Annotated in this window: 22 protein-coding genes; 8 read left to right on the forward strand and 14 right to left on the reverse strand. The window is 70.2% G+C overall.

Translation table 11 applies throughout. The features are described from left to right. The first annotated feature begins 139 nt into the window (after window positions 1-139). Together mpl and ABB34_RS00505 are read left to right on the forward strand one after the other, a co-directional pair. Window positions 140-1,588, forward strand: coding sequence for a UDP-N-acetylmuramate:L-alanyl-gamma-D-glutamyl-meso-diaminopimelate ligase (gene mpl / locus ABB34_RS00500; protein WP_057639280.1), 1,449 nt, complete (start codon window positions 140-142; stop codon window positions 1,586-1,588). Then, the gene (locus ABB34_RS00505) at window positions 1,585-2,190 is read left to right on the forward strand and encodes an LON peptidase substrate-binding domain-containing protein (protein WP_057639281.1); all 606 of its coding nucleotides are present in this window, start codon (window positions 1,585-1,587) and stop codon (window positions 2,188-2,190) included. The genes mpl and ABB34_RS00505 overlap by 4 nt, the downstream gene beginning before the upstream one ends. A gap of 256 nt (window positions 2,191-2,446) precedes the next feature. Here ABB34_RS00505 and ABB34_RS00510 read toward each other — a convergent pair whose 3' ends face one another. After that, the gene (locus ABB34_RS00510) at window positions 2,447-4,441 is read right to left on the reverse strand and encodes a bifunctional DedA family/phosphatase PAP2 family protein (protein WP_057639282.1); all 1,995 of its coding nucleotides are present in this window, start codon (window positions 4,439-4,441) and stop codon (window positions 2,447-2,449) included. A gap of 86 nt (window positions 4,442-4,527) precedes the next feature. Here ABB34_RS00510 and ABB34_RS00515 point away from each other — a divergent pair, with 86 nt between their 5' ends. Together ABB34_RS00515 and ABB34_RS00520 are read left to right on the forward strand one after the other, a co-directional pair. Next, the gene (locus ABB34_RS00515) at window positions 4,528-5,184 is read left to right on the forward strand and encodes a protein kinase family protein (protein ID WP_057639283.1); all 657 of its coding nucleotides are present in this window, start codon (window positions 4,528-4,530) and stop codon (window positions 5,182-5,184) included. Window positions 5,185-5,406: 222 nt separating this feature from the next. Further along, window positions 5,407-6,222 (forward strand): SDR family oxidoreductase, encoded by an 816-nt coding sequence (locus ABB34_RS00520; RefSeq protein ID WP_057639284.1) that lies wholly within the window; start codon window positions 5,407-5,409, stop codon window positions 6,220-6,222. 20 nt (window positions 6,223-6,242) lie between these two features. Here the strand turns inward: ABB34_RS00520 and ABB34_RS00525 are convergent, their stop codons facing one another. Beyond that, window positions 6,243-7,124, reverse strand: coding sequence for an ion transporter (locus ABB34_RS00525; protein ID WP_057639317.1), 882 nt, complete (start codon window positions 7,122-7,124; stop codon window positions 6,243-6,245). 73 nt (window positions 7,125-7,197) lie between these two features. Here ABB34_RS00525 and ABB34_RS00530 point away from each other — a divergent pair, with 73 nt between their 5' ends. After that, window positions 7,198-8,424, forward strand: a complete 1,227-nt coding sequence (locus ABB34_RS00530; protein ID WP_057639285.1) for an acetylornithine transaminase — start codon at window positions 7,198-7,200, stop codon at window positions 8,422-8,424. Between the two features lie 136 nt (window positions 8,425-8,560). On the opposite strand, the gene ABB34_RS00535 is transcribed toward ABB34_RS00530, so the two are convergent. Together ABB34_RS00535 and hemL are read right to left on the reverse strand one after the other, a co-directional pair. Next, window positions 8,561-9,157 carry an HAD-IA family hydrolase gene (locus ABB34_RS00535; RefSeq protein WP_057639286.1) on the reverse strand — a complete coding sequence of 199 codons (597 nt, stop codon included), beginning with the start codon at window positions 9,155-9,157 and terminating at the stop codon, window positions 8,561-8,563. Between the two features lie 78 nt (window positions 9,158-9,235). Further along, window positions 9,236-10,540: a glutamate-1-semialdehyde 2,1-aminomutase gene (gene hemL, locus ABB34_RS00540; protein ID WP_057639287.1), complete on the reverse strand. Its 1,305-nt coding sequence runs from the start codon at window positions 10,538-10,540 to the stop codon at window positions 9,236-9,238. A 147-nt stretch (window positions 10,541-10,687) separates the two neighbouring features. Between hemL and ABB34_RS00545 the strand changes: the two genes are divergently transcribed. After that, entirely contained in the window at window positions 10,688-11,962 is a 1,275-nt protein-coding gene (locus ABB34_RS00545; protein WP_057639288.1) for a dipeptidase, read from the forward strand. A gap of 90 nt (window positions 11,963-12,052) precedes the next feature. Here ABB34_RS00545 and thiE read toward each other — a convergent pair whose 3' ends face one another. Beyond that, window positions 12,053-12,676, reverse strand: a complete 624-nt coding sequence (gene thiE, locus ABB34_RS00550) for a thiamine phosphate synthase (protein ID WP_057639289.1) — start codon at window positions 12,674-12,676, stop codon at window positions 12,053-12,055. Between the two features lie 69 nt (window positions 12,677-12,745). On the opposite strand from thiE, the gene ABB34_RS00555 reads away from it, so the two are divergent. Next, window positions 12,746-12,937: a rubredoxin gene (locus ABB34_RS00555; RefSeq protein WP_057639290.1), complete on the forward strand. Its 192-nt coding sequence runs from the start codon at window positions 12,746-12,748 to the stop codon at window positions 12,935-12,937. A 253-nt stretch (window positions 12,938-13,190) separates the two neighbouring features. Here the strand turns inward: ABB34_RS00555 and thiL are convergent, their stop codons facing one another. The 6 genes from thiL to ABB34_RS00585 form a co-directional block, all read right to left on the reverse strand. Continuing rightward, window positions 13,191-14,162, reverse strand: coding sequence for a thiamine-phosphate kinase (gene thiL, locus ABB34_RS00560; protein WP_057639291.1), 972 nt, complete (start codon window positions 14,160-14,162; stop codon window positions 13,191-13,193). A gap of 52 nt (window positions 14,163-14,214) precedes the next feature. After that, window positions 14,215-14,694 carry a transcription antitermination factor NusB gene (gene nusB, locus ABB34_RS00565; protein WP_057639292.1) on the reverse strand — a complete coding sequence of 160 codons (480 nt, stop codon included), beginning with the start codon at window positions 14,692-14,694 and terminating at the stop codon, window positions 14,215-14,217. Beyond that, the gene (gene ribH / locus ABB34_RS00570) at window positions 14,691-15,158 is read right to left on the reverse strand and encodes a 6,7-dimethyl-8-ribityllumazine synthase (protein WP_057639293.1); all 468 of its coding nucleotides are present in this window, start codon (window positions 15,156-15,158) and stop codon (window positions 14,691-14,693) included. Before ribH ends, nusB begins: the two co-directional genes overlap by 4 nt. Before the next feature lie 209 nt (window positions 15,159-15,367). Then, window positions 15,368-16,216 (reverse strand): SirB1 family protein, encoded by an 849-nt coding sequence (locus ABB34_RS00575; protein ID WP_057639294.1) that lies wholly within the window; start codon window positions 16,214-16,216, stop codon window positions 15,368-15,370. A 65-nt stretch (window positions 16,217-16,281) separates the two neighbouring features. Beyond that, on the reverse strand, window positions 16,282-16,734 hold the full coding sequence (locus ABB34_RS00580) for a DUF192 domain-containing protein (protein ID WP_057639295.1): 453 nt from the start codon (window positions 16,732-16,734) through the stop codon (window positions 16,282-16,284). Window positions 16,735-16,793: 59 nt separating this feature from the next. Continuing rightward, window positions 16,794-17,303, reverse strand: coding sequence for a hypothetical protein (locus ABB34_RS00585; protein WP_057639296.1), 510 nt, complete (start codon window positions 17,301-17,303; stop codon window positions 16,794-16,796). A 129-nt stretch (window positions 17,304-17,432) separates the two neighbouring features. On the opposite strand from ABB34_RS00585, the gene ABB34_RS00590 reads away from it, so the two are divergent. After that, window positions 17,433-17,831, forward strand: coding sequence for a hypothetical protein (locus ABB34_RS00590; protein WP_057639297.1), 399 nt, complete (start codon window positions 17,433-17,435; stop codon window positions 17,829-17,831). A 65-nt stretch (window positions 17,832-17,896) separates the two neighbouring features. Here the strand turns inward: ABB34_RS00590 and rpiA are convergent, their stop codons facing one another. The 3 genes from rpiA to ABB34_RS00605 all read right to left on the reverse strand — a co-directional run bounded on the left by rpiA (window position 17,897) and on the right by ABB34_RS00605 (window position 19,720). Next, on the reverse strand, window positions 17,897-18,544 hold the full coding sequence (gene rpiA, locus ABB34_RS00595; RefSeq protein WP_057639298.1) for a ribose-5-phosphate isomerase RpiA: 648 nt from the start codon (window positions 18,542-18,544) through the stop codon (window positions 17,897-17,899). A 106-nt stretch (window positions 18,545-18,650) separates the two neighbouring features. Then, complete coding sequence (locus ABB34_RS00600; RefSeq protein WP_057639299.1) at window positions 18,651-19,133, reverse strand: EVE domain-containing protein; 483 nt, start codon at window positions 19,131-19,133, stop codon at window positions 18,651-18,653. Next, window positions 19,130-19,720: a 5-formyltetrahydrofolate cyclo-ligase gene (locus ABB34_RS00605; RefSeq protein ID WP_057639300.1), complete on the reverse strand. Its 591-nt coding sequence runs from the start codon at window positions 19,718-19,720 to the stop codon at window positions 19,130-19,132. The genes ABB34_RS00600 and ABB34_RS00605 overlap by 4 nt, the downstream gene beginning before the upstream one ends. Window positions 19,721-19,857 lie beyond the last annotated feature (137 nt).

A 19,857-nucleotide genomic window follows, 5' to 3' on the forward strand; every position in this document is an offset into this window, starting at 1 on the left:
TTGGGGAGTAGGACCTGAGGGATGCTGCGGCTGGCCGGGCCATTGTCCGGATCGGACACCGCGACGGGTATAGGAATTTTCCCTACACGACAGTGGGGAAAAGCGGACGCCGGGGCGCCGCATCGGTGACAATCGCCGCATGAGCAAGATCCACATCCTCGGCATTGCCGGTACTTTCATGGGGGGCGTGGCCGCACTGGCGCGTGAACTGGGGCATCAGGTCGAAGGCAGCGACCAGGCGGTCTACCCGCCGATGTCCACCCAGCTGGAGATGCTGGGCATCGCCCTGTCGCAAGGCTATCTGCCCGGCAACATCGGCGACGATTGCGACGAGGTCGTCATCGGCAATGCGCTCTCGCGCGGCAATGCCGCCGTGGAGGCGGTGCTGGACACGAGCCGCCGCTACACCAGCGGCGCGCAGTGGCTGGCGGAAAACGTGCTGCCCGGCCGCGACACGCTGGCGGTGGCCGGCACCCACGGCAAGACCACGACCACCACGATTCTGGCGTATTTGCTGGAAGCCGCCGGGCGCGAACCGGGGTTCCTGATTGGCGGTGTGGCGGAGGATTTCGGGGTTTCCGCAAGATTGGGGCGGGCTGTTGCCGCACCCTCTTCCGCCCCTGCGGGGCACCTTCCCCCGGAGGGGGAAGGAAACAAGGAGTCGATCCTGCCGGATCGACCGCTTTTTGTGGTGGAAGCCGACGAATACGACACCGCGTTCTTCGACAAGCGCAGCAAGTTCGTGCATTACCGGCCGCTGGTGGCCATCCTCAACAACCTGGAATACGACCACGCCGACATCTTCCCGGACGTGGCCGCGATCCAGCGCCAGTTCCACCATCTGGTGCGCACCGTGCCCGGCCGCGGCCGGCTGGTCGTCAACGGCCATGACGCGCACCTGGCCGAGGTGCTGGCGATGGGCTGCTGGACGCCGGTGGAGCGTTTCGGCTTCGACGCCTCGTTCGAGTGGAGCGCGCGCAAGCTGGCCGACGACGGCAGCCGGTTCACGGTGCTGCGCGGTGGCGAGCCGCTCGGCGTCGTGCAGTGGCCGCTGTTGGGCGACCACAACGTGCTCAACGGCCTGGCGGCGCTGGCGGCGTGCGCGGCGGTGGGGGTGGATGTCGCGGCGGTGATCCCGGCGTTGGCCGGCTTCCACAGCGTCAAGCGCCGGCTGGAAGTGATCGGCGAACACGGCGGCATCACCGTCTACGACGACTTCGCCCACCACCCGACCGCGATCGCGACCACGCTCGCCGGCCTGCGCGCGAAGGTGGACGGGGCGCGCATCGTGGTGGCGATGGAACCGCGCAGCAACTCGATGCGGCTGGGCGCGCACGCCGATGCGCTGGCGCCGTCGCTGGATGTCGCCGACGCGGTGGTGTTCCTCGCGCGGCCGGAACTGCCGTGGGAGGCGGCCAAGGTGATCGCCGCGGTGCGTGGCGATGCGCAGGCGGTGGCCGATACCGATGCCCTGCTGGCGCGGCTGGGCGAGGTGGCACACGCCGGCGACCACGTGGTGTTCATGTCCAACGGCGGCTTCGACGGCGCGCCGCGGCGCTTCCTGGCGCAGTTGCAGGGCGGTCGATGACGGTGCAGGCGCTGCCGCTGTTTCCGCTGCACGCCACCTTGCTGCCCGGCGCCGCGCTCGGCCTGCGCGTGTTCGAGGCGCGTTACCTCGACCTGGTGCGCGAATGCGGGCGGCAGGGCAGCACCTTCGGCGTGTGCCTGATCCTGGAGGGCGAGGAGGTCGGCGCGCCGGCCACGCCGGCGGCGTGGGGCGTGGAAGCGCGCATCGAGGATTTCGACATGGGCGCCGACGGCGTGCTGCAGCTGAAGCTGCGCGGCGCGCGGCGCTTCCGCGTGCTGAAGACGCACGTGCGCGACAACGGGTTGGTCATCGGCGAGGTCGAGTGGCGCCTGCCGGACGATGACGGCGAACTGCAACCCGAGCACGCACTGCTGGCGGTCCTGCTGGAACACATCCTCGAACAGGCCGGCAGCGAACTTGCCGGCGCCGGACAAGCGCAGATGGACCAGGCCGCATGGGTCGGCTGGCGGCTGGCCGAACTGCTGCCGCTGGAAGAAGAACAGCGCCTGCTGCTGTTGCAGGAGGACGACCCGTGTCGGCGGCTGGACCACCTGCTGGCATGGATTCCCGAATTCGACCCGCCCCCGGAAACCGATTTGTAGTGGTGGGGCTGGCCCGACCGCATCACGCGGTGCCGGGCTTCATCGGGAAGGCCCCATGCGGGGCGAGCCCCGCATCTACGGAAGGCAACGGCCGCATCTCTTAGGTGCCGGGCTTGCCCGGCACGGGGCTTCACCGGGAAGGCTCCATGCGGGGAAGCCCCACATCTACGGAAGGCAACGGCCGCATCTCGTAGGTGCCGGGCTTGCCCGGCACGGGGCTTCACCGGGAGGGCTTCATGCGGGGCAAGCCCGACATCTACGGTTCGCTGCGGATCATCAACAGCGGCACCCCGCTTTCCGGCAGCACCTGCTCGCGCGTTTCCACACCGTCCAGCGCCTGCCGCAGCGCCGCCAGCGCCGGCTCGGTGCCGGGCAGCGGACGCCATAGGCCGAACAGCCGGAAATGGCGCTTGTAGTGCAGGGTCTGCGCGCTGCCCAGCCACAGCGGTGCCTGCCCGGGTTGCAACTGCGCCGGGGCCGGCCACAGGCGCAGCGCATACAACTCGTCGGCCCGGCTGCCGGGGCGCAGCATCAGCAGCGATTCGACGTGGGTGTCCAGCGTGGCCGGCAGCACCGGCACCTGTCCGGGCGCGGCCTTGCTGTCGAGCATAGCCAGGGCCTCCTGCCAACCGGCTTGGGCCTGCAGCTTCCAGCCGTGGCGTTCCAGTTGATGCTGCAGCGGCGCCAGCGGGCCGGCCACCTGCACGTCCAGCGGCCAGCGCAGGTCGTCGTCGAACTCGTTGCGGCGCGCCGGCAGTTCGCGCCAGCCGTCCTGCCACCAGTGCGCGGCATCCATCATCCGCGGCGCCTCGGCCACCGGCTCGAACTTGGCCAGCTTGCTCGGCACGTTGCGTGGCGCGTACCAGAACCCCGCCAGCAGGAAGACGCCGTAGAACAGCCACGCCACCGGCTTGACCCAGAACGAGCGGTTGAAGCGGCGGCGGTAGGCGATGCCCAGCACCAGCAGCCAGAAGATGCCGAACAACATGCCGCCGATGACGTCGCTGACCCAGTGCGCGCCCAGGTAGATGCGGGCAAAGCCAATCACGGTGGCGACGATGCCCGACAGCAGGTACGGCCACACGCGGGTGCGGCCGGGCAGTTCACGGCCGATCAGCACCGCGAAGAAGCCGAAGGTGATGGTGGCCATCGTCACCGACACCGACGGGAAGCCGAAGCCGCTGCTGGCCGCCGGCGGCCGCACCACGTCCACGGTGGCGCCGAGCAGCTTGGTCAGCGCCAGGCCGAAGGCCAGCGCCGCCAGCCAGTGCGCGGCGGCCATCCAGCGCCGGCGCCACATCAGGTAGCCCATGCCGGCGGCGATGGCCGGCAGCAGCACCTGCCAGTCGCCCAGCGCGGCCAACGCCGCCATCGGGTAGTCGGCCAGCGGGTTGCGCAGGGTCAGCATGAAGCGGTGCACGGCCAGGTCCAGCGCCAGCGGCTCGCCGTGGCCGACCACCACCATCAGCAGCGCGAACCAACCCCAGCCCAGCAGCAGCAACATCAGCGCCAGCATCGCCAGCGGCACCGACTCGCGCCGGCGCGGGTCGAACAGGTCGTTCCACCAGCGCCCGAGCAGGTGCGGGTGGCGCTGCGACCAGTGCAGCAGGCGCGCCAGCCAACCGTCCATGCGCGCGGCCGACCAGCGGTAGCCGTACAGCACGGAGGCCCATACCAGCGCCAGCACCGCGCCGAGCAGGCCCACCACCAGGAACAGCCGCCCGGCCACCGCCGCCACCGCGTCGTAGGCCTGTCCCAGTGCCCAGCCCGGCAGCAGGAACAGCACCGCCCACGACAGGCAGGCGATGCCGCTGGCCTGCGCATAGCGCGCCAGCGGCATGTGCGCCATGCCGGCGATGGCCGGCACGAACGGGCGGATCGCGCCGACGTAGCGGGCCACGAGGATGCTCTTGAAGGCATTGCGCCGGAACAGCAGTTCGCCGCGTTCCAGCAACTGCGGGTAGCGGCTGAACGGCCACACCCCGCGCAGCCGTTCGCCCCAGCGCCGGCCGACCCAGTAGCTCAACCCATCGCCGGCGAACGCACCGAGCGTGGCGCAGGCCACCGCGTAGGGGCCGGACAGCTCGCCCATGCCGATCAGCACGCCCACCGCGATCATCAGCGGCAATGCCGGCACGATCGCGCCGAGGATGATGACCGCGTCGCTGAAGGCGATGGCGAAGACGACCACGCCGGCCAGCGCGGGGTGTGCGGCGATCCAGGCCAGCAGGGAGTCGATCCAGGAATTCATCGCCGGATTATAAAAGGGCGGCGGTGTCGATCCGGTGGCAGGCGGCGATGATCCAGTCAGCGCACGTCTAATAAAATGCCGGGGTGATGAACCGCGACGACGACACCCGCATCCTCAAGTCCGACAGCTTCGGCCGCATCCTGCTGGTGCGCGACGGCGGGCGCCGTTTCGTGCGCCGCGACCTTGGCGCCACGCCGTGGTGGCTGCGCCTGCCGGCGTGGTGGCTGGCCCGGCGCGAGGCGCGCGCGCTGCGCAGGCTCGACGGCATGGCGGCGACCCCGCGGCTGCTCGGCTGGGACGGGCGCTGGCTGGACCGCAGCTACATGGAGGGCGCGGCCATGCACCAGCGCCCGCCGCGCGGCGACGTGGCCTGGTTCCGCGCCGCCCGGCGCCTGCTGCAGCAGGTGCACCGCAAGGGCATCGCCCACAACGACCTGGCCAAGGAAGCCAACTGGCTGGTGCGTGCCGACGGCTCGCCGGCGCTGATCGACTTCCAGCTCGCCGTCTGCGGCAACCCGCGCTCGCGCTGGATGCGCCTGCTCGCCCGCGAGGACCTGCGCCACCTGCTCAAGCACAAGCGCATGTATTGCCGCGACGCGCTGACGCCGGTGGAGCTGCGCCTGCTCAAGCGCCACTCGTGGGTGCGCGAGCTGTGGTTCGCCACCGGCAAGCCGGTCTACCGCTTCGTCACCCGCCGCATCCTGCATTGGGAAGACAACGAGGGGCAGGGGCCGAAGGCGTGATGGCTCCCGCAAGGCGGGAGCCATCACCCCAAAGTTGCTTCGCAACTTCGGGCCCCGGCCTTTGCCTTGCCTATCCCCTTAACAAAGGGGGCTCCACACCAGGAAGTAGGTCGGGGCTACGCCCCCGACGCTCCGGGCACCGCGGGAAAAGCACGTCGGGGACGTGGCCCCGACCTACGGTTGCTACTCTTCACGTTCCCTGTTGCCACGGTTCCCATGCCCATGTCCCTCGCCGGCAAAACCCTGTTCATCACCGGTGCCTCGCGCGGCATCGGCCTGGCCATCGCGCTGCGCGCCGCGCGCGACGGTGCCAACGTCGCCATCGCCGCCAAGTCGGCGGTACCCAATCCCAAGCTGCCCGGCACCATCCACAGCGCGGCCGAGGCGGTGACCGCGGCCGGCGGCACCGGGCTGGCGCTGAAATGCGACATCCGCGACGAGGACCAGGTGCGCGCGGCGGTGGCGGCCACGGTCGATGCCTTCGGCGGCATCGACATCCTGGTCAACAACGCCAGCGCGATCTGGCTGCGCGGCGCGCTGGACACGCCGATGAAGCGCTTCGACCTGATGCAGCAGGTCAACGCGCGCGGCAGCTTCCTGTGCGCGCAGGCCTGCCTGCCGCACCTGCTGCGCAGCGCCAACCCGCACATCCTCACCCTGGCGCCGCCGCCGTCGCTGGACCCGAAGTGGTGGGGGCCGCACACCGGCTACACCCTGGCCAAGATGGGCATGAGCTTCGTCACCCTCGGGCTGGCCGCCGAGTTCGGCCCGCAGGGCGTGGCGGTCAATGCGCTGTGGCCGCGCACGGTGATCGCCACCGATGCGATCAACATGATCCCCGGCGTCGATGCCGCCGGCTGCCGCCGCCCGGAGATCATGGCCGATGCCGCCCACGCGGTGCTGACGCGCCCGGCCGCCGGCTTCGGCGGGCAGTTCCTGATCGACGACGAGGTGCTGGCGCAGGCCGGCGTCACCGACCTGTCCGGCTACGCGGTCGATCCGTCGCGGCCGCTGCTGCCGGACCTGTTCCTCGACTGAGCCGGGTTGCCCGCCGCGGGTTATGGATCCATCGGCTCGGGCAGCCCGTGCCCGCAGCGGTTGCAGAAGCGTGCAGCCGGCTCGTGGCCCTCGTGGCCGCAGGCGGGGCAGCCGCGGTTGTCATGGCGGTGCCGTTCCGCCTCGGCCTCGGCCCTGCGCATGCCGCTGGCCAGTTCGGCGGTGTAGATGCCGGTGGGCACGGCGATGATGCTGTAGCCGATCAGGATCAGCACCGAAGTGATGAAGCGGCCCAGCGTGGTCTGCGGCACGATGTCGCCGAAACCCACCGTCGCCATCGTCACCACCGCCCAGTACATGCTGGCCGGGATGCTGTTGAAGCCGTGGCCGGGCCCCTCGACCACGTACATCAGCGCACCGGCGATGATGGCGATGGTGACCACCATCGACAGGAACAGCAGCACCTTGCGGCGGCTACGCCACAAGGCCTGCAGCAGCAACCCGCTTTCCTCGATGTAGCGGGTTAGCTTGAGGATGCGGAACACGCGCAGGATGCGCAGCGCCCGCACCACCAGCAGGCTCTGCGCGCCGGGGACGAAGACCGACAGGTAGGTCGGCAGGATGGACAGCAGGTCGATGATTCCCCAGATGCTGAGCGCATAGCGCAACGGCCGCCGCACCACCGCCAGCCGCAATGCATATTCGGCGGTGAACAGCACGGTGAAGGCCCATTCGACCATGTAGAACCACGTGGCCCAGGCCTGGTGGATCCGTTGCACGCTGTCCAGCATCACCACCGCCACGCTGGTGACGATGGCGTAGACCAGCAGCAGGTCGAAATTGCGCGAGGGGCGGGTGTCGTGGCGGTGGATGATGTCGAACCAACGCTTGCGCCAGCCGGTTTCGCTGGCGGGGTTCAGCTGGGGAGCGGAGAACAGGCGCATGCCCGGCATTGTGCCGCAGCCGTCGCAATGGGGGACAATGCCGGCTTCGCCCGCAACCACCCACTCGAACGCCATGACCGCCGTCGCCGAACCGTTGCTGTCCCTGTCCCGGTACTACCTGCCGGTGTACCGGCCCCGCCAGCTGGTGCTGGAGCGCGGGCAGGGCGCCCGCCTGTGGGACACGCAGGGCCGCGAGTTCATCGACCTGGCCGCCGGCATCGCCGTGTGCAGCCTCGGCCACGGCAACGCCGAGCTGAAGGCGGCGCTGGTCGAGCAGGCCGGCAAGCTCTGGCACACCAGCAACATGTTCTACAGCGAGCCGCCGCTGCACCTGGCGCAGGAGCTGGTGGCGGCCTCGCGCTTCGCCGAGCGCGTGTTCCTGTGCAACTCCGGCGCCGAGGCCAACGAGGTGGCGATCAAGCTGGTGCGCAAGTGGGCCGCCGCACAGGGCCGGCCGCCGGAGCGGCGCGTCATCGTCACGTTCCGCGGCAGCTTCCACGGCCGCACGCTGGCCACCGTCACCGCCACCGCGCAGCCGAAGTACCAGGAGGGCTACGAGCCGTTGCCGGGCGGTTTCCGTTACGCCGACTTCAACGACGTGGCGCAGCTGGAAGCGGCGATGGCCGGCGGCGACGTGGCCGCGGTGATGTTCGAGCCGGTGCAGGGCGAGGGCGGGGTGATGCCGGCCACGCCGGAGTTCATGCGCCGCGCCCGCGAGCTGTGCGACCAGCACGACGCGCTGCTGGTGCTGGACGAAATCCAGGTCGGCATGGGCCGCACCGGCGAGCTGTTCGCGCACTGGCACTGGGGCGTGACCCCGGACATCGTCACCCTCGCCAAGGCGCTGGGCTGCGGCTTCCCGATTGGCGCCATGCTCGCCGGACCCAAGGTGGCCGAGGTCATGGGCGTGGGCGCGCACGGCAGCACCTTCGGCGGCAACCCGCTGGCCGCGGCGGTGGCGCGGGTGGCGCTGCGCAGGCTGGCTTCGGATGAAATCCGCGCCAACGTCGCCCGCCAGTCGGCCGCGCTCCGCGCCGGGCTGGAAGCCATCGGCGCCGAGTCCGGCGTGTTCGAGCAGGTACGCGGCATGGGCTTGATGATCGGCGCGGTGCTCAGGCCGGAGTACGCCGCGGACATCGGTACCCTGCTGGACCTGGCCGCCGACAAGCAGGTGCTGATCCTGCAGGCCGGCAGCAGCGTGCTGCGCTTCGTGCCGCCGCTGAACATCACCGACGAAGAGCTGGCCGAAGGCCTCAAGCGCGTGCGCGAGGCGATCGCCGCGTTCGTCGCCGCGCGCTGACCGAAGGAGCAGATTTTCGCAGGAGCGACGCCAGTCGCGATGGGGCTTTCCGGTGAAGACCCCGTGCGGGGCAGACCCCGCACCTGCGCAGGGACCGGCACCATACGACGTGGCGCCGGGCCTTGGCCCGGCGGATTCAGAACATCCGGTAACGCCGCAGCACGCGTTGCAGCGACTGCGCGTGGAAGGCGGTGTCCGCATGCAGGCCGGCGTTGCGGGCACCGCGCACGTTGCGGAACAGGTGGTCGATGAACAGCGTGCGCGCAGGCTCGCCGCCGAGCCGGGCGGTGGCGGCGAGATAGGCCTGCGGGTCGGGTTTGCGCACGCCGAGCGTGGCGCTGTCGAGAAGGACGAAACCGGGCAGCAGCGCGGCGATCGCGGCCACGCTCAGCGGGCCGTTGTTGGTCAGCACGGCGATGCGGACGCCGGGGCGGACCTGCTTCAGCACTGCCAGCGCGTCGCGGCGCAGTTTGCTGGCGGCGGTGCGTGCGGCGAACCAATGCCGTGCATGCAGCTGGCTGCCGAGGCGGATGTTCAGTGCATGCAGCAGCGCGTCGCCGTCGAGTTCGCCGCGGGCATGGGCCAGTTCCAGCCCGTCGCCACGCAGTGCCGCATCCACCTGTGCCGGGGTGCAGCCGGCGGCATCGGCCAGATGCCGCAGGTGGATGCGGTGATCGTAGTCGGCTAGCAGGCCGTCGAAATCGAGCAGCAGTGCGTGCAGGACAGGAATCATCGGGGCTGTTCGTAGGAGCGCACCTTGGTGCGCGATGGGGCTTTATCGATAAGGCCCCGTGTGGGGCAAGCCCCACACCTACAAGAGCGCTTGGGCGGCGACCTTGAACGCTTCGCGCGCGGCCGCCAGCGTGGCCTCGATCACCGCATCGTCATGCGCGCTGGACAGGAAGCCGGCTTCATACGCCGACGGTGCCAGGAATACGCCGCGCTCCAGCATCGCGTGGAAGAAGCGGTTGAACGCGGCGGTATCGCAGGCGGTGGCCTGTGCATACGTCTCCACCTTCTCGTCGGTGAAGAACAGCCCGAACATGGCGCCGACGCGGGTGGTGGTAACGGCCACGCCGGCCTCGCGCGCGGCTGCTTCCAGTCCTTCGCACAGGCGCGCGGTGGCGGCAGTCAGGCGTTCGTGGAAACCGGGCTGCTGGATCAGCTCCAGCATCGCCAGGCCCGCCGCCATCGCCACCGGGTTGCCGCTCAGGGTGCCGGCCTGGTAGATCGGGCCGGCCGGGGCGATCTGCTGCATCAGTTCGCGGCGGCCGCCATAGGCACCCACCGGCATGCCGCCGCCGATGATCTTGCCGAAGGTGGTCAGGTCCGGGGTGATGCCGTAATGCGCCTGCGCGCCGCCCAGCGCGACGCGGAAGCCGGTCATCACCTCGTCGAAGATCAGCAGTGCGCCGTGCCGCGTGCACAGTTCGCGCAGGTGTTGCAGGTAGCCCTCGCGCGGCGGGATGCAGTTGGCGTTGCCGACCACCGGTTCGATGATCAGGCCGGCGATCTCGCTGCCTTGCTGCTCGAACAATGCAGTGGCCGCGTCGAAGTCGTTGTAGGGCAGGGTCAGGGTGAGTTCGCTCAGGCCGGCCGGCACGCCCGGTGAGGTCGGCACACCCAAGGTCAGCATGCCGCTGCCGGCCTTGACCAGGAACGAGTCGCCGTGGCCGTGGTAGCAGCCTTCGAACTTGACGATCTTCATGCGCCCGGTGGCGCCGCGCGCCAGCCGGATCGCCGACAGCGTGGCCTCGGTGCCGGAGTTGACCATGCGCACCATCTCGCACGAGGGCACCAGCCGGGTGATGGTTTCGGCCATCGTCACCTCGGCCGCGCACGGTGCGCCGAACGACAGGCCATTGCCGATGGCTTGTGCGACGGCCTCGCGCACCGCCGGGTGGTTGTGGCCGACGATCATCGGGCCCCACGAACCCACGTAGTCGATGTAGCGGTTGCCGTCCACGTCGTACAGGTAGGCGCCGTCGGCGCGCTGCACGAAGAACGGCTCGCCGCCGACCGACTTGAACGCGCGCACCGGCGAGTTGACGCCGCCGGGCAGCAGCTGCTGCGCGCGGGTGAACAAGGCGTGGGACTGGTCATGGTTTAGGGACATGGCATCGGTGCGTGCGGGGAATTGCGCCCATTGTCCGCTTTCGCGCCGGGGCCTGCCACGCGCACCGGAATCCATGACCTATGGCCTGCATGGCGCGTCCGCACCGCGTGCCAGAATGCCGGAGCCATCCATCCCGAAGGGAGAGCCATGAAGTTCGTTGCAACGTTCAAGACCGGTGCACTGGCGAGCGCGCTGCTGCTGGCCGTTGCCGCCGGCGCACAGGCCGGCACCGGCCCGGCGGAGATCTCCGCGCATGCCCGCGCGCTGCAGGCGCAGGCGATCAACCTCGACACCCACCTCGATACGCCGGCGCTGTTCTCGCAGCCGGGCTGGAAGATCAGCGACCGCCATGCGTTCAAGGACGACGGTTCGCAGATCGACTACCCGCGCATGGTCGAGGGCGGGCTGGATGGCGGTTTCTGGGTGATCTACACCGGGCAGGGCGCGCGCGACGAAGCCGGCAATCTGAAGGCGCGCGACGCCGGCCTGGCGCGGCTGGCCGAGATCCGCGAGATGGTCGCGGCCAATGCCGGCACCTTCGAGCTGGCCACCACCGCCGACGACGCGGCGCGGATCAAGGCGGCGGGGAAGAAGTCGGTCTACATCAGCATGGAGAACGCCTACCCGCTGGAGCACGACCCCAGCCTGCTGAGTTTCTACTACAGGCAGGGGCTGCGGATGATCTCGCTGGCGCACATCGGCCACAACGATTTCGCCGACTCGGCGGGCATGGGCGTGGCGCCGGAAGGCGAGCATGGCGGCCTGAGCGAGAAGGGTCGCGCGCTGGTCGCGCAGGCCAATCGGCTGGGCATCGTCCTCGACCAGTCGCACGCCTCCAACGCCGTGTTCGACCAGATGCTGGAGCTGAGCAGGGCGCCGATCATCCTCTCGCACAGCGGTGCGTATGACGTGTTCGCGCACTCGCGCAACATCGACGACGCGCGCATCCGCGCACTGGCGAAGAAGGGCGGGGTGATCCAGGTCAACTCGCTGGGTGGCTACCTGATCGACACCGGCGCCACGCCGGAGTACCGCGCCGAGCGGCGCAAGGTCTACGCGTCCTTCGGCGACCGCCACGAGCTGACGGCCGAGGAACGCGAGCAGGCCAAGGCGAAGCTCGCCGAACTGGATGCGAAGTACGGCATCCGCAAGGCCGATTTCGACGACTACATGCGCCACCTGCTGCACATCATCGAGGTGGCCGGCTGGGAGCACGTCGGCCTCGGCGCCGACTGGGACGGCGGCGGTGGCGTGGACGGCTACGAGGACATCACCGCGCTGCCGAAGGTGGTGCAGGCGCTGCTGGACGCCGGCTACGACGACCGCCAGGTCAGCGCGATCCTCGGCGGCAACACCGTGCGCCTGATCCGCGAGGTGCAGGCGCTGGCCGACCCGGAAGCGGTCAAGGCGGCACTGGAGTAACCCATGCGCTCCTGCGGGAAGCATGGGTAGGTCGGGGCTACGTCCCCGACGCGCGGAACCGGCGATGTGCGTCGGGGGCGTAGCCCCGACCTACGCAAAATAAGCCTGGTAGGCGCGCAGCGCAGCCACCGGGTCTTCGGCCGCGAACACGCCGCTGATGACCGCCACCAAGTCGGCGCCGGCCTCGACCAGCGGCGCGATGTTGTCCACCGCCAACCCGCCTATCGCCACGCGCGGCACGCCCAGCGCGGCGGCATCGCGCAGCAGCTGCGGCTGCGCCCGCCGCGGGGTGGCCTTGCTGCGGCTGGGGAAGAACGCGCCAAAGGCGACGTAGCTGGCGCCGGCGGCCACCGCGCGCTGCGCCAGTTCCAACTGGTCATAGCAGGAGGCGCCGATGATCGCGCCGGGGCCGAGCAGCGCGCGCGCGGCGGCGATGTCGCCGTCGTCCTCGCCCAGGTGCACGCCGGCCGCGCCGACCTCGGCGGCCAGCGCGGCATCGTCGTTGACGATCAGCGGCACCCCGGCTTCGGCGCACAGGGCCTGCAACGCATGCGCCTGTTCGCGGGCGGTGGCGGCATCGACCGCCTTGTTGCGGTATTGCAGCCAGGTGGCGCCGGCCAGCAGCGGGCGCACGCGGGCGAGCAGGCGTGCGGTGTCGGGTTCGTCCGGGGTGATCAGGTAGACGCCGCGGGGCGCGTGGGAAGCGTGGGGCATGCAATGGCTACCTGTGCGGCGGCGGGAGTGGGACAATCGGCAACCGTCCCGTATTGCCGTGATTATCCGATGTCCGATGCCTCCGCCTCCACCTTCCGCACCTGGATGTGCGTCGTCTGCGGCTTCATCTACAGCGAGGCCGATGGCCTGCCCGAAGAGGGTATCGCGGCGGGCACGCGTTGGGCCGACGTGCCGGATACGTGGACCTGCCCGGATTGCGGCGCGACCAAGGACGATTTCGAGATGGTGGAACTGGATTGAGTACGTAGATGCGGGGCTTGCCCCGCATGAAGCCTTCCCGGTGAAGCCCCTGTGCCGGGCAAGCCCGGCACCCCCGGTCGTTGCGCCGAGAATTTCGTGAGTACGTAGGTCGGGGCTACGCCCCCGACGGCGGTACGCACGAAGCGTCGGGGGCGTGGCCCCGACCTACGGTTGGCTGTTGTGGATGCGGGGCTTGCCCTGCATGCAGCCTTCCCGGCGAAGCTCCCGTGCCGGGCAAGCCCGGCATCCACGGTCATTGCGCCGCGAAGTGGCGGTAGCCGGCGGCGTGCCCGGTATCCGCACCGCCTTCGCAGGAGACGCCCCGGCCTTCGACGACGTGGCCGATGCGGGTCAACGGCAGCGCCAGCCGCGATGACAGCGCCTGCAGCGCATCGCGCCGTTCCGGTGCGGCGGTGAAGCACAGTTCGTAATCGTCGCCGCCGCGCAGGGCGCAGTCGCGCGCGGCATCGGCGCCGAGCGCGTCGCGCAGCGCCGACGACAACGGCACGCGCCCGGCCTGCACCACCGCGCCGACGCCGCTGCGCGTGGCGATGTGGCCGAGGTCGGCGAGCAGCCCGTCGGACACGTCGGCCGCGGCACTGGCCACGCCGTGCAGTGTCTGCCCCAGTTGCAGCCGCGGCGTCGGCCGTTGCAGGCGCTGGCGCAGGATTTCGTGGCCGGAATCGGCCGCGGGCGCGCGCACGGCCAGCGCCCCGCGTTGCCACAGGCGCAGTGCGCCGGCTGCCTCGCCGGGCATGCCGCTGATCCAGATGTCGTCGCCGACGCGGGCGCCGTCGCGGCGCAGCGCCTGCCCGGCCGGCACCGCGCCCATCGCGGTGATCGACAGCGACAGCGGCCCGCGCGTGGTGTCGCCGCCGACCAGGGCGATGCCGCTGGCGTCGGCCAGTGCGAAGAAGCCGTCGACGAAGCCCTCCAGCCAGCCGGCGTCGGCCTGCGGCAGGGACAGCGACAACGTGCACCACAGCGGCGCGGCGCCCATCGCGGCCAGGTCGGAGAGGTTCACCGCCAGCGCCTTCCAGCCGATGTCGGCCGGCAGGGTTTCGGCGGGGAAGTGCACGCCGGCATTGAGCGTGTCGGCGGTGACCGCCAGTTGCCGGCCCGGCGGCGGTTGCAGCAGGGCGGCGTCGTCGCCGATGCCCAGCACCACGTCGGCGCGCAGGCGCGCGCGGCGGGCGATGTGGTCGATCAGGCCGAATTCGTCCATGGGGGAGTGAAGCGAGGGAAGGCCGGAGCGGCTTGCGCTCGGGCCGCGTTCCTCACTCCTTGGCCTCGACCTTGCGCCATTCCAGCGCGGCGCGGTCCAGCACGCCGTTGACGTAGGTGTGGCCGTGCTCGGAGCCGAAGCGCTTGGCGGTTTCGATGGCCTCGTTGATGACCACGCGGTACGGCACGTCCGGGCGGTGGTGCAGTTCGTAGGCGGCCACGCGCAGTACCGCGCGTTCGATGGCGTCGACGTCCTCGACCGGGCGGTCGACGAACGGGGCCAGCGCCTCGTCCAGTGCGCGGCGGTGGTCGAGCACGCCGCGCAGCAGGTTCTCGAAATAGGCCAGGTCGGCCACTTCGTGCGCCTGTTCGTGGGCGAACTGGGCCAGCAGCGATTCGGCGCTGCCGCCGGAAATCTGCCATGCATAGACCGCCTGCAGGGCGCGGCGGCGCGCGCGCGAGCGCAGCACCGGGTCGATGCCGTCGTGGCGGCGGGGCTTTCCGGCAGGCTTGCCGTGGTGCTTGTTGTTCATGGCAGCTGCTCCAGGAGGTTGACCATTTCCAGCGCCGTCAATGCGGCTTCCTCGCCCTTGTTGCCGTGGCTGCCGCCGGCGCGGGCCTCGGCGTCCTCCACGCGTTCCACCGCCAGCACGCCGTTGAGCACCGGCACGCCGAAATCCAGCTGCACGCGCATCAGGCCCTCGGCGCAGCGGTCGGCCACGTGTTCGTAGTGGCGGGTGTCGCCGCGGATCACGCAGCCCAGGGCGATGACGGCCGCGTGCTTGCCGGTGGCGGCCAGGCGCGCGGCGACCAGCGGGATTTCCCACGCGCCGGGCACGCGCACCACGTCGATGGCGTCCTCGCCGATGCCGTTGCCGGCCAGGCTCTGCCGCGCGCCGGTGACCAGCACGTCGGTGATACGGGCGTTCCAGCGGCTGGCGATGATGACGAAACGGGCCGATTCGGCCGGGCGGAGGTCGCCTTCGTAGTGGCTCATGGGGTGTGGCGGGGCAAAGGGTGCGCCAGTTTAACGCGTGGGCGCGCCAGCGGCTTTTGCTTTCCTTCTCCCGCCGGGAGAAGGTGCCCCGAAGGGGCGGATGAGGGTATGGGCGAAGCCTCGTGCCGTCAGATGTTGAGAGGCTTCGCCCGTACCCTCACCCCAACCCCTCTCCCGGAGGGAGAGGGGCTCAAGTGGGAGCTGTCCATTCAGTGCAGCCGCGGGCGCCCGCTGCCCAGTCCGACCAGCCTGTCGCGCACCTGGGTGGCGTCGTCGGCGTCGGGTTCGCGCTGGAGGTAGCCGGCCAGGTCGCTGCGCGCGCCGGCGTCGTGGCCCAGGTGCAGGTAGGCCATGCCGCGGTCGCGCAGGGCGTCGTTCTGCCTGGGGGCGAGGGTGAGGATGCGGTCGGCGCTGCGCGCGGCGCGGTCCCATTGCCCGGCCTCGGCATAGACGCCATGCAGGTTGCGCAGGATGCGGACCAGGATCGCGCGGTGCGGGGCGGGGTCGAGTATCCGCGCCAGTATCTGGTCGTCGGGGGTGCGCCCGCCGAGGTTGCTGCGCGCGCGCTCGCGCAGTTCATCCACGCCCAGCGGGCGGCCGCCGTTGAACGGGTCCATGACCAGTACGCCCTCTTCCACCGGCAGGCGCACGAGGAAATGGCCGGGGAAGGAAATGCCTTCCAGCGGCAGGCCGAGCCGGCGCGAGACCTCCATCTGCACCAGCGCCAGCGAGATCGGGTTGCCGAGCCGGCGCGCCACCACTTCGTTGAGGTAGCTGTTGCGCGGGTCGTAGTAGGCGTCGTGGTCGCCGCTGTAGCCCAGTTCGTTGAACAGGTGGTGGTTGATGGCGGCCACCTTCAGCGGCCATTCGCCGATGGCCGAGACTTCGGTGCGCAGGTGGTCGGCGTGGGCCTGCAGCAGGCGGTCGCAGCGCGCCGGGTCCAGCTCCGGGTATTCGTCGCGGGCGATCAGCAGCGCGGTGGCGAACAGGGGCAGGTCGGCGTCGGCCAGGCCGGCAAGGGTGTTCCAGCTCGGCAGGGTGAAACGGGTGTCGGGCATGGCCCAAGACTGGCGGCAAAGCGCGGCCTATTCAAGGCACGGCCAAGGCCTGGCGTGCCGCGGGGTCATTCGCCCTTGGGAATGCCGGGGCCGAAGGTCAGCTCGGTGCCGTCTTCCAGCTTCAGTTTCGCCGCCTGCCCGGCGTTGAGTTCCAGCACGTAGCGCGCCGGCTTGAAGCTGGGGTAGGGCGGGCAGGCGTCGCCGGCCGAGCAGGGCGGCACGTCGCGCTGCTGGCTGACCAGCCGGCGGGCATCGTCGAAATAGAGGATGTCCAGCGGGATCTTCGTGTTCTTCATCCAGTACGCCTGCGGTTCCAGGCGGTCGTGGACGAACAGCATGCCGCGGTCGGCGTCCATGTGCTCGCGGAACATCAGCCCGCGCGCGCGGGTGGCGTCGTCCTGCGCCAGTTCCACCTGGTAGCGGGTGCCGGCCAGTTCCACCCAATGGCCACCGGCGCTGGCGCAGCCGGCGAGCAGCAGGAGCAGGGCAAGGCAGGCGGCGCGGCGCGGCAGGGACATTGGCGGTATCCGGAAGAAGGGGACGGCGCTGCGCACCTTCGGGGATGCGCCGGATGGCGTCAAGCCGGGGAGGACGCCGGCGTGGCGCAGGCGGCGAGCATCCGCGCGAACAGGTGGCGGGTTTCGGCCTGCAGGTAGGCGCGTGCGATCGGCGGCGCCTGCACGAACAACTGGCAGGAAAGCGCCAGCGCCGCGGCGTCCAGCCCCTGCGGGTCGGCGGCGTTGTGGCCGAGCAGGACGAAGCGGTCGTACAGCTGCAGCCGGCTTTCCAGCAGCGGCACCAGGCCGCGGCCGAGCATGCGCTCGACGTCGAACCCGGAGGCATGGCGCGGCAGCGGCCAGCCCGCCGGCGGCCGCAGCGGCGTCGGCGTATCGGCGTTGCCGGCATGGGCGTGGTGGTGCGCGCGGCAGGCCAGCCAGAAGCGGAACAGGCACAGCTCGGCGATGGCCTCCGGCGGCGCGGCGACCATGCGCAGCAGTTCGGCGTAGTGGTGGCGGTAGTTCACCCGCATGTAACCGTCCACCGGGTTCAGTGGCGGCAAGGCTGCGGTGTCCTGTGTCGTTTCCATGCGGGTCCTTTGTCGGGAGGCCGGCGGGCGCCGGCCTGCGAAATCCTTTCGCCAATGAAAGCAATAAGTTGTCTAGAATGGAAGTGAGTGGTGAATCGGCCGCGGACACGGTCCGTAACGTTGCCGGCCATGAGCGAAGAACGCTTCGAATTTTCCCGGCGCTTGGCGCAGGCGATGAGCATGGCCGGCTACGAGCCGCGCCCGGCGGTGTTGTTCCGCCTGTTCAATGCCCGCTACCAGGGGCGTTCGGTGAGCTTTCAGAGTGCTTCGCGCTGGCTCGGCGGGCGTTCGATTCCCGAGCAGGACAAGCTGCAGGTGCTGGCCGAACTGTTCGGCGTGGAGCCGCACCAGCTACGGTTCGGCGGCGGCCAGCGGGTGGCCGAGCCGCGGCAGCCGTGGCAGGTGGTGGGAGTGCGCGAACGCGAGGTGATCGATGCGTTCCTCGCCTTGCCGCAGCGCAAGCGCGAGTTGGTGGGTGCGCTGGTGGAAGCGCTGGGCGAAGAGGAAGAGGAAGAGCGCAAGCCGTAGGCGGGCTTGCCTGTGCCGGATGGCGAAATCCCCGCCATCGGGCGGGGACTTCGTGTGCGGTGGGCTTACAGCACCTGCGGCGGTTGCCCGCCGACGATCACCACGTCGGCCGGGCGCCGCGCGAACAGGCCCACGGTGACCACGCCGGGGATCTGGTTCAGTTCCTGCTCCAGCTTCACCGGATCGGTGATGGACAGGTTGTGCACGTCGAGGATCAGGTTGCCGTTGTCGGTGACCACGCCGTCGCGCCATACCGGCTGGCCGCCGGTGAGCGCGAGGATCCTGCGGGCGACCAGGCTGCGTGCCATCGGGATCACTTCCACCGGTAGCGGGAACCTGCCCAGCACCGGCACCTGCTTGCTCGGGTCGACGATGCAGACGAAGGTCTCGCTGGCCTCGGCAATGATCTTCTCGCGGGTCAGCGCGGCGCCGCCGCCCTTGATCAGGTTCTTGTTGCCATCGCACTCGTCGGCGCCGTCGACGTACAGCGACAGCCCGCCGGTGTGGTTCAGGTCCAGCACCTCGATGCCGTGGCCCTTGAGCAGGGCGGTGCTCTGCTCGGAGCTGGAGACGGCGCCCTCGATCCGGTCCTTGATGCGCGCCAGGGCTTCAATGAAGTAGGCCACGGTGGAGCCGGTGCCGACCCCGACGATCATTCCCTTCTCGACGTATTCGATGGCTTTTTCGGCGGCCAGGCGCTTGGCTTCGGACATGGTGGGCTCGGTGGTTGGGAGGATGGGGTAGAAGCGCACCTTGGTGCACGATGGGGCTTTTACCGGGAAGGCCCCATCGCGCACCAAGGTGCGCTCCTACGGGGTATCAGGCCGGCTGCTTTTCCAGCGACAGCAGCAGCTTCCACTGCGCGGCGGTCACCGGGAACACCGACAGCCGGCTGCCGCGCGCGGTCAGCGCGAAGCCTTCGCCCAGCTTGTCGGTGTGCTGCTTGATCTCCTCCAGCGGGATCACCTGCGCCAGCTTGCGCTCGAACGCCACGTCCACCAGATACCAGCGCGGCTGCTCGCGGGTGGCCTTGGGGTCGAAGTAGGGCGTCTTCGGGTCGAACTGGGTGTCGTCCGGATAGGCTTCGCTGGCCACGGTGGCGGTGCCGACGATGCCCGGCACCTTGGTGTTGGAGTGGTAGAACAGGATGCCGTCGCCGACCTTCATGCCGTCGCGCATGAAATTGCGCGCCTGGTAGTTGCGCACGCCGTTCCACGGCTCGGTGCCTACGCGGTGCAGATCGTCGATGGAAAAAGCGTCCGGTTCGGACTTCATCAGCCAGTAGCGCTTGCGGGCGGTCATGCGTGCAACGGTTCCGGTTGGAGGGTGGCCTGCTCGGTGCAGATCGCGTCCACCGCCACGTCCCAGCCTTCGACCGGCAGCGCCGGCACCTGCTGGGCGGCGAAACCGACGCCGACCAGCCACGGCGGCGCGCTGCGCCGCTGGCGGAAAGCGAAGCTGCGATCATACCAGCCGCCTCCCATGCCCAGCCGCCGGCAGCGCGCGTCGAAGCCGGTCAAGGGCGCGACGACCAGCGCCATTTCCTCGGGCCGCAGGGCCTGCGCGGGGTCCACGTCCGGCTCGGGTATGCCGTAGCGGTTGGCCACCAGCGGCTGCCCCGGCCGCCATGGCACGAAGCGCAGCAGCTTGCCGTGCAGCACCGGCAGGCAATAGGTCTGCTGCGGAGGCAACTGCATCTGCCAGCGGTGCAGCGCGATCTCGCCGTCCATCGCCCAGTAGCCGGCGACCGGGCCGGCGACGTTGGCGAAGGGCAGCGCCAGCAGGTTCGCGGCCAATGCCTCGGCGGCGGCGATGCGCGCGGCGGCGGGGATTTCGCGGCGGCGCTGGCGCAGGTTCTGGCGCAGGGCGTGGCGGTGGTCGGAAGTCATGGACGGGAAGTATGCCCCTCTCCCTCTGGGAGAGGGGTTGGGGAGAGGGTTGGGGCGAAGCCCTCGCAATGTTTGGTTGCACGAGGCTTCTCCCGTACCCTCATCCACCCCTGCGGGGCACCTGCATGCGGCACATC

It is taken from the genome of Stenotrophomonas daejeonensis (assembly GCF_001431505.1).
In the GTDB taxonomy this organism is placed as follows: Bacteria; Pseudomonadota; Gammaproteobacteria; order Xanthomonadales; family Xanthomonadaceae; genus Stenotrophomonas; species Stenotrophomonas daejeonensis.